At 46.1% G+C, this 15287-nt stretch carries 13 protein-coding genes and 2 pseudogenes; 7 read left to right on the forward strand and 8 right to left on the reverse strand.

All coding sequences use genetic code 11. The features are described 5' to 3' along the window. Positions 1-265: 265 nt before the first annotated feature. Positions 266-1123 (forward strand): ATP-dependent DNA ligase, encoded by an 858-nt coding sequence (locus FE784_RS27410; RefSeq protein ID WP_139605445.1) that lies wholly within the window; start codon positions 266-268, stop codon positions 1121-1123. 459 nt (positions 1124-1582) lie between these two features. Here FE784_RS27410 and FE784_RS42485 read toward each other — a convergent pair whose 3' ends face one another. After that, complete coding sequence (locus tag FE784_RS42485; RefSeq protein WP_281287166.1) at positions 1583-1711, reverse strand: hypothetical protein; 129 nt, start codon at positions 1709-1711, stop codon at positions 1583-1585. Between the two features lie 1259 nt (positions 1712-2970). Here FE784_RS42485 and FE784_RS27415 point away from each other — a divergent pair. Next, positions 2971-3345 (forward strand): annotated as a pseudogene (locus FE784_RS27415) (transposase); the annotation flags it as partial. 226 nt (positions 3346-3571) lie between these two features. On the opposite strand, the gene FE784_RS27420 reads toward FE784_RS27415, so the two are convergent. Then, on the reverse strand, positions 3572-4204 hold the full coding sequence (locus FE784_RS27420; RefSeq protein WP_139605447.1) for an NAD(P)H-dependent oxidoreductase: 633 nt from the start codon (positions 4202-4204) through the stop codon (positions 3572-3574). Positions 4205-4338: 134 nt separating this feature from the next. Here FE784_RS27420 and FE784_RS27425 point away from each other — a divergent pair, with 134 nt between their 5' ends. Further along, positions 4339-4695 carry a winged helix-turn-helix transcriptional regulator gene (locus FE784_RS27425; protein WP_139605448.1) on the forward strand — a complete coding sequence of 119 codons (357 nt, stop codon included), beginning with the start codon at positions 4339-4341 and terminating at the stop codon, positions 4693-4695. Positions 4696-4858: 163 nt separating this feature from the next. Here the strand turns inward: FE784_RS27425 and FE784_RS27430 are convergent, their stop codons facing one another. Next, positions 4859-5611, reverse strand: coding sequence for a hypothetical protein (locus tag FE784_RS27430; protein WP_139605449.1), 753 nt, complete (start codon positions 5609-5611; stop codon positions 4859-4861). A 441-nt stretch (positions 5612-6052) separates the two neighbouring features. Here FE784_RS27430 and FE784_RS42100 point away from each other — a divergent pair, with 441 nt between their 5' ends. Next, a complete protein-coding gene (locus FE784_RS42100; RefSeq protein WP_246132210.1) occupies positions 6053-6310 on the forward strand; it encodes a tyrosine-type recombinase/integrase in 258 nt (85 codons plus the stop codon). Positions 6311-6576: 266 nt separating this feature from the next. After that, on the forward strand, positions 6577-6999 hold the full coding sequence (locus FE784_RS27440; RefSeq protein WP_139605450.1) for a hypothetical protein: 423 nt from the start codon (positions 6577-6579) through the stop codon (positions 6997-6999). A gap of 6 nt (positions 7000-7005) precedes the next feature. Here the strand turns inward: FE784_RS27440 and FE784_RS27445 are convergent, their stop codons facing one another. Next, positions 7006-8079 carry a HAMP domain-containing sensor histidine kinase gene (locus FE784_RS27445; RefSeq protein ID WP_139605451.1) on the reverse strand — a complete coding sequence of 358 codons (1074 nt, stop codon included), beginning with the start codon at positions 8077-8079 and terminating at the stop codon, positions 7006-7008. Then, positions 8076-8750, reverse strand: a complete 675-nt coding sequence (locus tag FE784_RS27450) for a response regulator transcription factor (protein WP_139605452.1) — start codon at positions 8748-8750, stop codon at positions 8076-8078. Before FE784_RS27450 ends, FE784_RS27445 begins: the two co-directional genes overlap by 4 nt. 165 nt (positions 8751-8915) lie before the next feature. On the opposite strand from FE784_RS27450, the gene FE784_RS27455 reads away from it, so the two are divergent. Both FE784_RS27455 and FE784_RS27460 read left to right on the forward strand, forming a co-directional pair. Next, entirely contained in the window at positions 8916-9857 is a 942-nt protein-coding gene (locus FE784_RS27455; protein WP_139605453.1) for an ABC transporter ATP-binding protein, read from the forward strand. Then, positions 9857-10558 carry an ABC transporter permease gene (locus tag FE784_RS27460; RefSeq protein WP_139605454.1) on the forward strand — a complete coding sequence of 234 codons (702 nt, stop codon included), beginning with the start codon at positions 9857-9859 and terminating at the stop codon, positions 10556-10558. Before FE784_RS27455 ends, FE784_RS27460 begins: the two co-directional genes overlap by 1 nt. A gap of 660 nt (positions 10559-11218) precedes the next feature. On the opposite strand, the gene FE784_RS27465 is transcribed toward FE784_RS27460, so the two are convergent. From FE784_RS27465 to lspA, 3 genes and pseudogenes are all read right to left on the reverse strand, one after another. Further along, entirely contained in the window at positions 11219-12262 is a 1044-nt protein-coding gene (locus FE784_RS27465; RefSeq protein WP_176706555.1) for an ABC transporter substrate-binding protein, read from the reverse strand. A 95-nt stretch (positions 12263-12357) separates the two neighbouring features. After that, positions 12358-14103, reverse strand: coding sequence for an AraC family transcriptional regulator (locus tag FE784_RS27470; protein WP_176706556.1), 1746 nt, complete (start codon positions 14101-14103; stop codon positions 12358-12360). Positions 14104-14788: 685 nt separating this feature from the next. Then, positions 14789-15270, reverse strand: a pseudogene (gene lspA, locus FE784_RS27475) (signal peptidase II). Positions 15271-15287 lie beyond the last annotated feature (17 nt).

Consider the following 15287-nt stretch of genomic DNA (forward strand, 5'->3'; position numbering starts at 1 on the left):
ATTGCCCCCTAGAAAAACAAGGCATAAACGGAAATAACATTTTCAACACTAGTTTCCTATGTGGTGCTATTGTTAGGTTTTAACGATGAAAAGCCTGCAAAAGAAGATTAGAAAATGGGTATGAAGTAATCATGCCAAGTTATTCAACTAACGGTACGATAGTTCAATATAACCCCGCCAGCTTAAACCGAGCGGATTCGATTTCCAATACTTACCTGTCAAATGATACCAGACATACTGCTACAATTGAACGTAGGTGATTACTATGTTCATTTCTCCATTTCTTCTCGAAACGTCGAAATCCGCATTTGACAGTCCTGACCATATTTTCGAGCCGAAGATCGACGGTCATCGGCTTCTTTTATCGCGCCCGAACGGCCAGACTCACCTCTATACTCGCCAGAACAACGAATGCACCCAGCAATACCCCGAACTGTACGACATAGCCCAGGACGATATTCTACTAGACAGCGAGGTCGCTTGCGTGGATCGGGACAGTAGCCTGATCGACTTTGAATCGGTGATGGAACGATTCAGCCCCCGTAAAGCCGACAAGGTGCTCGGTCTGAGCGCTGCGCAACCAGCGAACTACATAGTGTTTGACATATTGCGCTACAAAGGCGAAGACTTGCGCGGCTGGCCACTGATGAAGCGTAAGGAGCTGCTTGCGGGCATCGACTTTGGCAATCCTCGGATCAGCGTAGTGCCCTACATAGAACGTGAGGGTGAACGGTTGTATCAGGAGATCGTTTCCCGCCAGATGGAGGGCAACGTCGCCAAGCGGAAGGAATCCATTTACGTGAGCGACCAGAAAAGTCTAAGCTGGTTGAAGATTATAAACTGGACGTACGTCGATGTCGTGTTAACGGGATGGAGAAAAGACGAGTTCGGGTGGCTTGTCGGGGTGCAGGCGGGCGAACGGATCAGACCGGCGGGCGTGGTTGAGTTGGGCGTTACTGCGCCGCAGCGGAAGGCGTTTTATGCTGCCATTCAGCCATATGTGACGGGCGAGGATAAGCATTATGTTTATGTTCAACCGTTAATTAAGGCCAAAGTAAAAATCCGGAACTGGACGAAAAAAGGACTCTTGCGGAGTCCTGTGTTTGTGAAATTTGCTACTTAACATCGGATTAAGTTCTTTCACGTAATTTTTTCAACTCAGACTCCAACGCAGCAGCACTAGTAGATAAATCAGTTACTAACTGATCATATACTTGTTCTGGTAAAGTAGTTTCAGAACTAAGCAATCTGATTTTGTTATATAAAGAAGACAGCGAGTTGATTGTTCCATCTCCGACTTCTTGTCCAATTAATGTTGAGCATTTTTCCCAATTTGCACTACTTAGAAACTTTATGTAGTCTTTTTACCAGAATAATAATTCTGTCTATTATCCTTTATTAACCTATAGTTTGCATCGAGTTCTACCTTTACTAACCTTAAGACAGCATAATTACCTGCCTGTCCTTTGCTCTTATCAAATTCATGAGTTTTATGAACTTGATAGGCTGCAACAATATAAGCTATGACACCGCCTATAAATCCGCCTATAATATTTCCAAGGCTTCCGATTAGCGACCCAACTTAATCTTTATCTGCAGCTTTTATACTGCCTATAAGAAGGTAGCTAAGGACAATTAAAGCTCCTGTTAATACTGAAATAAGTATTATCAAGAGCAGAGCCAGAAGAGAAAGATCTAACTTTCGTTTCATTTCATTCTCCTACATGTCATTATAGAGCCTCCGAATGTCATCGTCTTCAGAAGAATATTTCTGAACATCAGACATCCGAAGGCTTGATACGTTTCCCTGCTTTATTCCAATAGGTGCGTTCGTTGGAGTTGCGCCCTCATCACCCTTCACGATTCTTTTCATTTTGTGGCGAACGATTGTTTTTGCTGCCGAATCTTGCATTATAGTAAAATGTTGGTAGAAAGGAGGTGTTTGTTATCGCGCATATTGAAACAATTTACAATATCAGAGATTCAATGATTACAGTGTCGTAGTACAAGAATATGACAACGGAAAACTTGATGTAATGATCCTCCCTGTTGATTCCAATGTCGGTCATGTTGTAGAAACTGTTTCGTCCCGTCATCATGTCCTTAAAGGCTCGAAAGGTAGATTTGTAGCGCTATTTGTAGTAGGCGGCATTACTTTGATCATTGGTGGAATCGTCCTTTGGATTTACACTATTTCTTCGAACGTCAATGAAGAATTCGAAAAAAATCAATGCCAGACTAATAGGTCAATCGTTTCAGGGGGGACAAAACAATGACCGATAACTTTTATGTAAGAATCATTAAGCCACTTATTATTTGTGCAGTGCTTTGGCTTTTGTATTTCTTAGGCTTCGTACTCTATACAGTTCTTTTGGGACTAATCGTCGATAAGTTCTTTATGTCTGGTTTGCGGTTTTCTGAAATGAGGGTGTTCGAATTGCTTTCTTGGGGAGCTGTTGCCAGTCTCGTGTTGTCATATATCAATCTTCGAATCTTCTTCCCACTTCTGAAAACCAGACCAAAATGGTTTTGGGTTAACTTTATGATTTTGATTGCTCCCTCGTTGTACTATGCTTCTATCGTCCTTCGGAACTACCTGTGATCAGTAAAATGTCGCGTAGGAGTCCAGCGAGAGCACGATTTGCTTGTCGCTCAACCCGTGTACGAATTTCTTTTCATAAGGCTTCCGCGGCCTCCCCACGCTGTCTCGTAGTATCTGCATCAGGGGCGAACCGTTCAGCTTTCTCGCCTCCCATCAAAAATAATCCTTGAATCTATATAAATTGAAGCATTGAATTTCCAAAAATAAGCAAGGGATTTACTTATCGCCGTCGAACTGGTTTCGTAAGATTCTAGATAAGGCGGTGAACGGGATGACGAGCAAAGGCGCCCTGGCTGAAGTGGAAGAACGGCTGAGATCCACAAAGGACCGCCGGATGTACGGACGTTTGCAAACGATTCGGTTTGCACGAAGATGAGGCCTACAATGCCGAAACGTTTCTGTTTTTCCTCAAGAAGTTGCTCGAAGCGTATCCTTCGGGCGTGATTACGATGGTGCTGGACAACGCCCGCATTCATCATGGCAAATTGCTGAAACCGTTTCTGAACGAGAACAAGCGGCTAAACCTCGTCTTTCTGCCACAGTACAGTCCCCAGCTGAATATTGTGGAAGGACTCTGGAAGTGGCTGAAAGCCGATGTGGTGAACAATGTCTTCTACCACACGCTAGCCGAGATCTGTAAAAACGTCTCTTCTTTCATGAATGCAGTCATGCAGCAACCTCTAACCGTCATTGATCGGCTCTGTGTCCGGATGGAGCCTGATCATGTTGTGGAATTTCTTTAATTCAACTTATATAGATTTTCCTCTGGCACTATAATTTATTGAACCTTTTTTGAATTGGACTCCAACACAGCACTTACAAAAATTCTTTATATACTTTAACACGCCCGAACATTTTCATGTATGAGCGTGTTGTTATTTGTATATATCTCCTCTTGGTCCTATACGAACTACAAATTCGATTAGAGCGTGTCTTCAAACTGAAATGGTGCTTTTGTAACAGCCTCTATTAGAAACGATTGGCGACTTCTTTAGCACGTGCAATTGCTTTTTCTTTTACAAATGGAGCTTGCTCTGATAATGACGTTCCTTCCACAAAAATTGCCTCAATCGATTTAACCCCATAGAACTGTAAAACCTTATTCAGAAAGCTGTATCCCATTTCAAGTGGTACAAAAGGACCTTCCGAATAAACGGAACCGCTAGCTTGAATATGCAAGGCTTTCTTGTCGGGCAACAGACCTACAGGACCATTCGTGGTATATTTGAATGTCTTACCCGGAATTGAAGTCGCATCCGTGTATGCTTTCAAAACCGGCGGGATCGAGAAATTCCACATTGGAGAAACATAAACATACTTAGCAGCAGCCACGAATTGATCTACAATCGCCCCAAGACGATCTATTTTTGATTTCTCGGTATCAGACAGTTGATCGAACGTCGAACCCGACCGAAGCTTTCCCCAACCGCGTAAAACATCAGCATCGAATTGCGGAATATTCTCTTTGTACAGATCCAAATGAACAACTTCATCTGCTGGATTGGCTTCGCGGTACGTTTCGATAAATGCTTTTCCTACCGCGAGGCTAAAAGATTCCTGAGGATCAAGGGGATGTGCGGTGATATACAATACAGTTGCCATTAATCAAAACTTCCCTTCTGTAATCAGAATAGTTACACTTTCAATGGTAATCATATAATATTTACTTACTTATTTTAAGTAGGCACAATAATGTGGTATAGTATCAAAAAAGGTACTGTAAGGGAGGCTGATGTATGCAAAAGAACCTTGACCAATGTCAATTCGCTGTGGCGATGGATTCGATCGTTGGCAAATGGAAGCCGATTATCATTCATCATTTGCTGCAAGGTAAACCTTTGCGGTTCAATGAATTAAGAAGATTGCTGCCCGATATCACGCAAAGAATGCTTACGCTCCATCTGCGCGAATTGGAGGAAGAAGAGATCATTACACGAGTCGTTTATCCTCAAATTCCGCCGAAAGTGGAATATTCCATCACGGAATACGGCATGAGCCTGACCCCGATTATAGAAGCCTTACACCAATGGGGAGCGACCCATATCGAACGAAAAAAGCTCGGAGAAGCGAAAAAACAAATAGAACCTGACTAAGCGCCGGTTCGTATATCTAAGCTGGACAAAGCAAAATTATGCGAAAACAAAGCACAAAAAGCGAAGTGAGGAAACAAGGAAAACCCTTGATGCACAAGGGTTCAAGGCATTTCTGAGAGATCTAAAAATGGTTCGCATAATATTATGCTAGGCGAAGTCAAGACTACCACTTATCTTCACTCATTATAAAATATAATTCTTCAATATCCTGAAGATCGTTAATCTTATTTCTGTATAAAAATCCTGCCATACAAGACCCTGTTTCGACTCCAAAATGGTTTTCCTTAACCCCCATCTCACGCTTGATGACGTTCTCAATATACCTTGCAAAGCCTTCCTTCCATTCTTGCCAAACCATATATTCAACTTGCTCGCTAGTTAGATAGGCTTTTATCTCTTGTCTAAGGATGCAGAGTTCTTTCCTATCGTTGGCGACTAATGCTTTAAATAAGTCATTTACATACTTAACAAATTCTGTGTCCTCGTATGGGAATGGATACTGAAGTTCCCAGAAATAATCTTTGGTATTCACTGATTTTTGGGCTAGTTCAATCTGGGATCTAAGTTTCATCTCGCATGTCTCAAATTGATAACAATGCACATACTCATGGAAAACAATAATCTGATTTGCTATACTTTCAAAAACTTCCCCTGTAACTACAACAACTGAACGATTTTCGTAACACTCCAATGGAAAGGCAGCTCTTACTCCCATCGGTATATTCATGTAGTCTTTCTCCACATGTTTTAAAACGAATTGTTTGTTATCTTTATTGTAATCAAATATATTTATATTTCCTTCCTCCACAATGGCTATTGGATAATAGTTATGTAGTAGAGGGTGAACATGGTTTACCCTAATCTGAAGATCTTTTAGTCTTTTAAACTGATCTTTATACTTCTGAGAAATACTCAAATAACCCCCATCCCTTATGTCTTGATTTCGCCTACGTTCTTGCATTCATGAACCCGAAAGGCTTAAGATCCCGTCAGGAACCGGGTGGCTCTGTCACTTAGCCTTGCAGGGTTGTCCGCTGAATACGATCCCCGAAATCATCCTGCTGACCAAGGGACAGCAAAGCTGGACCGCAGCGTGAATTAGGTGTTATACGAGCCATCAGCAGAAAATCAGATCCTCCGAAATGCCGATAAACCCTTACGTATCAAAGGATTCGGTCGATTTCGGAGAAGCAGGAACACCCTGCAAATAACCCGGGTTATCTTGCATGTTTCACGAAACGGTATAACCGATTGTTATCCCTTCCGCTTTGCATATCCGCTTTGGTTCGCATAACTCCATAAGGAGGAAATGCGAAGTGCCGCACAAAAAGCTTCAAGCTGAACTCAGCTTGGAACGATGCCGTACAGTTGTTTCTTCAGGATTACCGGTATTCGGTTAAAGGAACTGTCGAATCTGCAAGTCACGGGTGTTTTACTGGATGAGGGTTCCCTGCGAATTAATCAGGGCAAAGGAAGGAAAGCACGACTTATTCCGATTGAGCGGATTGCCATGGGTAAATGGAGACGCTATTTGCTTCAGCGCGGCTCACTCGATCATAGCTATCTCTGGGTGAATTTAGACAACAATCCTTTTTACCTGGCGGCATTCGAATGATGATTGCACGCTATTACCAATTAGCCAATATTCAAGGTATTCAATGTTCCTGCCCCACTTTCCGGCATACATTTGCCAAGAAATACTTATTGAATAGTGACGACATCTTTAGCTCAAAACCATAATTGGCCACGTACACATCGAGACGACTGAAATGTACGTCGAATTGTTTAGCTGCGACTTGCAAACTCAGCATGAAAGGTTCAGCCCCATTGAGCATCTGGCCGGGGAATTTCCTTTGCTTCGGAAAGTGAGGTGAAGGACGAGTGAGCATCAGGCGTCGGCAAAACAAGCTGGAAAGTGCAGAAAATCCAAGCCTGGTCAAACAACAACTCAGCTTCGATGCTCTGCTTCATTCTTTTTTTCTCGATTGCAAGGCCAAAAACCTTTCGCCGCTGACCCTTCGTTTTTACCAAGACAGTGCAAAGCAAATGAAAGAAGCCTTTCAGGCGCAACAATTCCCGTTCAATGTTTATAAAGTGACGACGCGTGATGTCAAAAATTACTTTATTGCCTATCTGTTCGATCAAGGTAAATCAGACAATACCAAGGAGAACGAACACAAAGAAACTCATGCTTGTGAACCTCTCCCATCCATCTTGTTTAAAAAAAGAAAGCCATTGGTCTCTCCGTTGGTTGTTCGTCATCAACCATCCTGGGAGAACCAATGGTGTTTTCTTCTTTATTAGCTGCTATTACGCATTTACTTGTGTTTCCAAAGGCAGCTTGATCGTAAAAGTGGAGCCTTTTCCGAGTTCGCTTTGCACCTCAATCGAACCTTCGCAAAGATCGACAATTCTCTTAACCAGCGCCAGCCCCAGTCCGTTTCCCATCATGGAGCGTGAGGTGTCACCCTGATAAAACTTATCAAACATGCGCCGCATCGTCTCTTCGCTCATCCCGATCCCATCATCCTCAAGCCGAAAGGTCGCTCTCCGCCCGCTCTGCCACAGCCCGACTTTGAGCGTTCCGCCGCTTTCTGTATGTTTAATCGCGTTGTCCAAAAGATTGATCCAAACCTGCTGTATCAGGTTCTTGTTTCCACTCATTTCAATTTCTTCTTCCAAGGCAATATCCAAAGAAAGATATTTGGCACTCCACTTCGGCTCCAACATTAAAATCGCCAGTCGAACTTGTTCGTCCAAACGGTAGAGCGTCTTGTCGCTCACGATTTCAATATTTTCCACCTTTGACAAGTTGAGAATGCTGGTGGAGAGGTCAACCAGACGTTCGGACTCCTGAATGATGCTATTCAAGTATTCCTGTGTTTCCTCGTCACTGACATCCCCATTCTTCAACAATTTCGCAAAGCCGCTGATGGAAACAATAGGGGTTTTGAATTCATGAGAGAAATTCCGCACAAAGTCGTTGCGCAATGTTTCAATCCCTTTCAGTTCCCGCACCATTTTGTTAAAACTCTCGGCCAACGCATCCAGTTCAAAAACAACACTTCCTTTCACTTCCACCTCAGCCGAAAAATCGCCTTTGGCCACCTTATGGGTAGCCTCCATCATTTCCCGGATTGGTTTGACAGATCGTCTGCTCAGCAACGCGGCGATGACAACCCCTAGAAAAATACTGATGTATATCAGTACATAAATCCCCCGCTGCGGATAAGGCTGATTCATATCAAGCACACCCACCCTATTTAATACAAAGGCAATCAGACCTGCAGATGCGATAGAGAGCGCCATGACCAGAAAAACCAGAGCCACCAACGTAAACGCAATGCTGATTTTTTGTGGAAATATCTTTTTCATCCATTTCATACGCGCTTCACCACCTTATACCCCAAACCACGGACCGTCGCAATCTCAAAGTCAGGGTTGTCCCTGAATTTATCGCGCAGCCGGTTTATATGCACATTTAGGGTGTGACCGTCGGTTTCCGTTTCCAGGCCCCAAATTTCTTCAATCAATTGAAGGCGGGTAAAAATCTTGTCGGGATAGCTCATCAGCTTAAACAGAAGATAAAACTCCTTTTGGGGCAGGAAGGTTTGCGCCTCTCCTCTTGTAACCGTAAGGGTGTTGTAATCCAATGTGGTTTCACCCACCACAAGTTTGTGCTCACTGGCGATTTGCGCCCTGCGCAGCAGCGCCTTGATGCGATACAGCATCTCCTGCTCATCAAACGGCTTTGTCATGTAATCGTCCGTACCGGCAAGGAAGCCATTGTGCTTATTCCTGATTTCATGAGTAGCGGTGACCATCAGAATCGGAATATTGTCTCCCACGCTGCGCAATTCCTCACACAATTGATAGCCGTCCATCCCGGGCATCATCAAGTCCAGCACAATCAAATCAAAACGACGCGTCTCCATCCTGTTCAGCGCCTCAAGCCCGTTCTTGGCGATATGGGCATTGAAGCCCCCATGTTTGAGCACGGCGCACATCAGCTTTTGCGTATTGACATCATCTTCGACCACTAAAATATCAAACACCGCGCATCCCCCCTCTTTCCACATTATACTGTCCATAAATAAACGGAACATCAACTACAATTCGACGCAACATTTGAGGTTCAGTTGATGTTCGGAGATTAAAGTACAAGCTAACCTCAATTGAAGCCATTGTCCAACACAGATTTGAAAAGGAGTGGTTATACGGTGAGAAAAGGAAAACCAGGCGGCTCCATAGCCATACAATTGGAGGATGTGAGCAAAATTTTCGGCGAATACCGCGCCGTACGCAACCTTTCGCTTGAGGTGAACCGCGGGGAGATTATTGGCTTCCTTGGGTTGAACGGAGCCGGCAAGACAACGACCATCAAAATGCTTTTGTCGTTGCTCAAACCCTCCTCCGGCAGCATCTACATGTTGGGGAGCAAGGTTGACGCCGGCAATTATAAGCTGTGGGACAAGGTAGGTTATTTGGAGGAAGCCACCTTCTATCCGGAACTTACCGTAATGGAAAATCTGGACATTGCACGCAGAATGCAATTGATATCCGACCGCAAGTCCATTGATCGCGTAATTCAGAAGCTCGATCTGGACGCTCACAAAAATAAGAAGGCCAAAAAGCTTTCTTTGGGAAATAAACAGCGGCTGGGATTGGCGAAGGCCATGATTCACAACCCGGAGATTTTGATTCTGGACGAACCGATCAACGGGCTTGATCCGGCCAGTGTCGTGGAAATCAGGGAGATGCTCTTGGATTTATCCAGAAACTTCGGCGTCACGATATTCATTTCCAGTCATCTATTGGAAGAACTGGCCAAATTGGTCGACCGAATCGGGATCATGCATGAAGGACAGCTGGTCCAGGACATTAAAATGGATCAACTGGAGCAGTCGCTGCAAAAAAGTTTGGTTTTGGATGGGCGTAATAAAGGCGCCATTACGCGTATTCTCACGGAACATGGGTACAACTATGCGGAAACCACGGACGGGCGTTTGGCACTGACAGAAGGTTGCGCGATAGCACAGCCTGAAAAGCTCGCGGAACTACTAGTACGATCCAACCAGCCGCCAACACATCTGAGCGTTGTTACGGAAGACCTGGAAGGTTATTTTCTACGGACCATCCGTACATCAAGGAGGATGCATTAATGAAGATACTTTCTTTTGTTCATAACGAAGTGCGTAAAGTATGGCGTTCCACGGTTTTTTGGGTAGTCCTTGCAGTGTTTACGGTGTTGCCTTTAATGGTCGGGTTTTTCAACAGTCCCGGCGTCAATTGGGAGACCTATTTTTCGGACTTGCTCGGTTCCATCGCCTCCTTGCTGGTCGTAGGGTTCTCATTTACCTCCGCATGGGTGTTCGGACGTGAGTACACGGACAACACCATCAAGGATCTGCTCGTTAAGCCGATTTCGAAATCATATAGTGTATTGTCCAAATTTATCGTAATCACGATGTGGAATACGCTGATGGCCATTTTTACATTTGCGGTAATCGCAGGCGCCGGTGCTCTGATTGGCGTCAGCGGCGGTTCGCTATCCATCTTACTGAATATCTTCTGGACATTCATGACGACATCGCTGTTGATAATGGTGGTCAGTACAACGAGCGCCTTATTAGCCAATATCACCAGAGGTTACCTGGCTCCGATCGGGGTGACATTCGTTATTGTGATCGTCTCCAATGTTGTCGTGCAGCTAGGAATCGGCCCTTATTTTCCGTGGACAATTCCGGTACTGCTGCTAACAGGAACAGATATCGGTTTCATCAGCATAATGATTCTTGCAGTCACGGGAATAGTAGGGTTTGCCGGAACGATTGCTTGGTGGAGATTTGCTGAACACAAGTAATGTGAACGTGAAGAATGGCGTTGGCTGTCGTTGCGCTCAACTTTCCGCGTACGCTGAGTCCACCTCAAGGAAATACTCGTGCAGCAGGTCGGAGGAATACCGCTTTTCGCTGGGATTGTCCCACACATGGCAAACAACCTTGTGGGACAAGGGATTCCGGCAATATCAATGGTCAAAAAATGGTTCCCGACGCTCACTGACTTCATGCCGGAAGGACTGGCTGCGACGCGGTTAGTCGGTGCGATCCGCCGCTGGAGGGCTATGAGATGCTTCAAGATATGGATCTAACCGGTAAGACTGTGATTGCCGACCGAGGTTATGACATGAACACCATCTTGGAATTAACATATTCTTCGAGATCCTCGCTTCTTTTCCTTCAGACATTAGTATTTTCATAGTGTTAGAGGAATACGACATCTTCCACGATTATACATCTGACAATCAAGAAGCTAAGCCCACCAACGTATCAATCAAATAGCCCCCACCTAGCGGCGGGAGCAGACTTCGACTATGCAGTTGTTACGTATTCCGTATCCGCCAATCGGCCGGAAGCGAGGGGGAACAAGGCAAGAACGGCTCAAGTCATCCTTTTCTCTCTTTAAGTTGAGTGTTATGAGCGAGGAGTGGCAAGCGCTTCTCAAGTTTCACTCCTGCGTGATTCTACTTCAGCAGTGCTTTCAATACATCGTCCACTTTCATGCTGTTTGCGATCGGGCCATCGTTCATCCAGTGAAACATTTCGACTTCGTGCAGGTTTCCCTTTTTGACAGCAGGGATATTTCTCCACAAGGGATGATTTTTGAATTCCTGGGCGTCCTCATTGGTCGGAGTGTCATACGTTATGAAAATATGATCGGCATCGAATTGCGATATAAGTTCAGCCGAGATCACAGGAGCGGAATTCTCTTCGCCCCACGCCAATTTCTTGACCAATTCGGAAGGCTTCAAGCCCAGATCCTGGTAAAGCACATCGGCGGAGAAGTTGCTCGGTCCCCCGTAGATTTGAATGCGTTCGGCTCTTGTAAAGCGAATGAACATGACGGTTTCATCGCCAATCGCTTTCTTTAACGAATCGCGGGCGGCAGCAACCTTGCGTTCGTATTCGTTCAGCCAGGATTCGGCCTGTTCCGGTTTGCCGATCACGTCGGCCACTGTCAGCAGCGTTTGTCTCCAATTATCTTCCCCTGTGAATACATAGGTGGGGGCTATTTTGGAGAACAATTCATATCTTCCTTCTTGGGCATAAGTCGGATAAGCCAGCAAAATAAGATCCGGGTTCTCCTCGAGAATCAATTCCAAATTAATGCCCCCCGGACTGATCACCGGCAGGTCGCCAATTCGATCTTGCAAATAGGGCAAGTGACGCTTTCCGTACATCGTTTGCGTCAACGGCTTGACACCGAGGGCCAACAAGAAATCATCCATATATATCCCCACTATGCGCTTGGGGGTGGCCGACACTTCGATCGTGCCGAAGTTATGCGTATAGGATCGTTTCTGCTCCGGCGATCCGACTTTTTCGTTTCCGGGCTTCCTGTCGGTACCCTCCGTCTGCTGCCTGGAACCATCGGACGTTGTGGCTGTCGACGAAGCTGAGTCGCTCTGAACTTGTCCGGCTTGTTCCTTCCCATTGTCGCATGCCGCCGCCCAAACGATGAGCAGCATCAAAACCAGATGAATCCCGATACGTTTGGTTATGTTCATGTTGCGCATGGTGCTCCCCTCTCTCGTTATTGATTATCATTATCAATGAGAGTGTAACACAGACGGGATATCCAGAACCATGACCGATTGTACGTTCATTTATATACGATTGTTGGCAAAGCCCGACCGGGTGGCACAAGAAAGCGCAGCACATCCTGCAGCTTCAACCGATGGGCGATGATGCCGAAGGTCATCCAAATGTCGAAGCGAACCTCGTAGCAGCGATTGGCTCTCACACAAGGCAGACGGCCCCACCGGGGATCGCCTGCAAGCTGGTTCCAGTAAGATTGGCCTGCCGGATCCACGACGATAAACAGGTGCTCCGCATCCAATTCGTACAGGACATCTGGAGTGACAGACACATAGCCGGAAGGCTTGTCCCAAGCAAGCCGCAATACGGAAGCGGACGGCTTAAGACCGAGGTCCTGATACAGCACGCCCCCAGAATAGCCTTCCGGTCCCCCATACAAGCGAATGCGCCGATCATTGCAGATTCGAATCAGAGCGACCGTTTGATGGCTTACGATCGCAAGCTGCGTTCGGGCTTTTTGCAGCAACTGTTCGTGATACGTGATGATGGCTTCGGCCTGCGGAAGCCGGTTCAACAATTGTCCAATAATACGGACTCCATGCTCCCAGTGATGCAATCCTTTGCGTATACTGTAGGTCGGAGCAATTTCGGAAAAGCGGGCAAATCTGCCGTTACCGCCGTATTCGGGATGTCCAAGTATGATCAGGTCAGGCTTGGCGTCGGCAATCACGCTGAAATCAAACGAGAGGATCGACCATTCCTCGACACCGTTCAAATAAGCATTCAGGTAGCTTTGGCGGAAATTGTTTCCCACGCATTTCAGGATCGGCTGGACCCCCAATGCAATCAAAAAATCCTCGACATACAGCCCTACAACTTGAATTCGGTCGTTTGAGCGATCGGATGAGCCGGATGTCAGACCAAGCGATTGCATATGCAGCGGAAACGGATGGGAAATCTCTACGTGCTTGGCAAAATGCCGGTGGGCAAACTCCTTGGGGGAAACGCCGGTCACCTGCTTGAATTGTCTGCTGAAGTAAAACTCGCTGCGATAACCGACACTCTCCGCAATATCCCGCAATTTCCGATCGCTGAACAACAGTTGCTTCTTGGCATGACGAATCCTGATTTCCGTCAGCTTCTCCATCGGACTCTTGCCAATCTCTCTTTTGAATACGAAGGAATAATGCGAGGCACTCATATTCGCCAGCTTGGCGAGTTCCTCCCGCGTGATTTGCTGCGCGTAGGACTGCTCCATCAGCAGTACCGTTTTTTGAATCGCTTCCCGCAAATCTTTACTCTCCTGACGTTCTGTGCTGGATTGCAGTATTTTCAAAAGAACATCCAGAAAACGAATCGAAAGGGAAAAAGTCCGATGTTCTTGCGATATATCCGTTTGTGCGCTGGAGTCCATCCACCGCCTGACCTCGTGGGCGAGATGATGATCCAGCAGACCGGAAAACGGAAAAATCGCGACCTCCAAAGCAGCCGGCGCCATTTCGCTAACCGCATCATTCTCCTCCGCCTGTCTGACGCGCCAAACATCAAACACCACCGCACGGCAGCGAAGCGGCGGCTCTCCTTCGTCGCAAATCCGAATACGCTCGCCGGGGAGCAGCAGCCAGCAGCTATCCGGAAACAGGACAAAACCGGCATACTCTCTTTCCAGTCGAGCCCGGCCGTCCTCAACCAGCACAAGCAGATGATGCTTCAATCGTCCTTCCGGGAGCATCTCGCCCGGTAGCTCCCCCGTGTGCACCACTGTTGCGTATAATACGCCGCTACGCTGCTCTGCCAAACAGGGACTCATGCTCTCCATTCACCTTCACCGGCCTTGAAAGAATCTCTTCATCTCCAGTATACGCCGGGTCGAAGGCGGTCTACAACCCGACTTCGACAGTCCGTAGATGTTAAACCGCTGCGAGCCCAGTCAAGGCATGGGATGCAACGGTTTGGTTTATCTTATTCAATTCCCGAACCCTCACTGACCTAAGGCAGAAGGCCGACCACCATGCGGTAAGCCAGTGCAGAGTTGTCTGTTTGAAGCCGCTTCCTTGAAAAGCCTCTTTCAGACCAAAGAGCCGCTAGGCCCGCCGCGAATGGGCTGGCCTTGATGGGAAGCGGGGGGTCTGCCTGTCTCCACTTCCTCGAAATCTTATTGGCGGACCGAGGACCATTATGCCCGCTGCGAGGAGTCTGGTGTTATACGTGCCGGAAGGAGGTGAGTCCATCCCTCCAAAATAACGAAAAACCCTTTTATATTAAGGGATTCGGGCATTTTCATAATAACTCCAACAAACTGCGAATATCTCGGTTTTTCGTGAAAGTTATACGAAGCCGTATATCCATTTGTTATACGAAGCCCTCTCTCCTACTTCGTATATCCGTTTTGGTTCGCATGGCTCCATAGGGAGGTAATGCAAAGTGCAAATTTTTTTACAACGAACTCGCCCCTCATAGCTATCTTGCTAATCTTGACTCGCAGCTGCCGGCGTTTACTTCTTATTAACCAGTTCCTTCAATTCTTTATCCTTATTAAGTGACTCTTTCAAAGAATGAATCATCACAATAATGACGCCAATGCATAAGAAGGAATCAGCTACATTAAAAACGGGGAAGTTGAAAAAATGAACTTGAACCATGTCCACAACTTCCCCTTTAAAAACTCGATCGATAAAATTGCCCAGTGCTTCGCCTAATATAAGGGCTAAACCATAAGGCAAAATCGGATTTCACGGCGCGCTTTGGGTAAATAGAGCATAATTCCGATAAGGACAACTGTCGTCGCGATGATCAAAAACATGATCTGTTCTTGCAAAATACCAGAAGCAGCTCCTCTGTTTCGGATCGATGCAAGTCCAAGAACTCCAGGTATTAAGGGGATTTCATGTCCGATTTTCATGTAAGTCGACACAAGCCATTTGGCCGCATGGTCCGCAATAATCACGCACAAGGCTATAAAGTAGTAACGAAACACGAGGTGAACTCCTCTCC

Origin of the sequence: Paenibacillus hemerocallicola (assembly GCF_006265175.1) — a bacterium.
In the GTDB taxonomy this organism is placed as follows: domain Bacteria; phylum Bacillota; class Bacilli; order Paenibacillales; family NBRC-103111; genus Paenibacillus_AB; species Paenibacillus_AB hemerocallicola.

Bases quoted from the DNA above. Each gene is read 5' to 3' on its own strand.
- FE784_RS27445 (WP_139605451.1), bottom strand. From the start codon at position 8,079: ATGAAATGGATGAAAAAGATATTTCCACAAAAAATCAGCATTGCGTTT.
- FE784_RS42100 (WP_246132210.1), top strand. From the start codon at position 6,053: ATGCCGTACAGTTGTTTCTTCAGGATTACCGGTATTCGGTTAAAGGAA.
- FE784_RS27410 (WP_139605445.1), top strand. From the start codon at position 266: ATGTTCATTTCTCCATTTCTTCTCGAAACGTCGAAATCCGCATTTGAC.
- FE784_RS27420 (WP_139605447.1), bottom strand. From the start codon at position 4,204: ATGGCAACTGTATTGTATATCACCGCACATCCCCTTGATCCTCAGGAA.
- FE784_RS42485 (WP_281287166.1), bottom strand. From the start codon at position 1,711: ATGAAACGAAAGTTAGATCTTTCTCTTCTGGCTCTGCTCTTGATAATA.
- FE784_RS27465 (WP_176706555.1), bottom strand. From the start codon at position 12,262: ATGAACATAACCAAACGTATCGGGATTCATCTGGTTTTGATGCTGCTC.
- FE784_RS27460 (WP_139605454.1), top strand. From the start codon at position 9,857: ATGAAGATACTTTCTTTTGTTCATAACGAAGTGCGTAAAGTATGGCGT.
- FE784_RS27425 (WP_139605448.1), top strand. From the start codon at position 4,339: ATGCAAAAGAACCTTGACCAATGTCAATTCGCTGTGGCGATGGATTCG.
- FE784_RS27470 (WP_176706556.1), bottom strand. From the start codon at position 14,103: ATGAGTCCCTGTTTGGCAGAGCAGCGTAGCGGCGTATTATACGCAACA.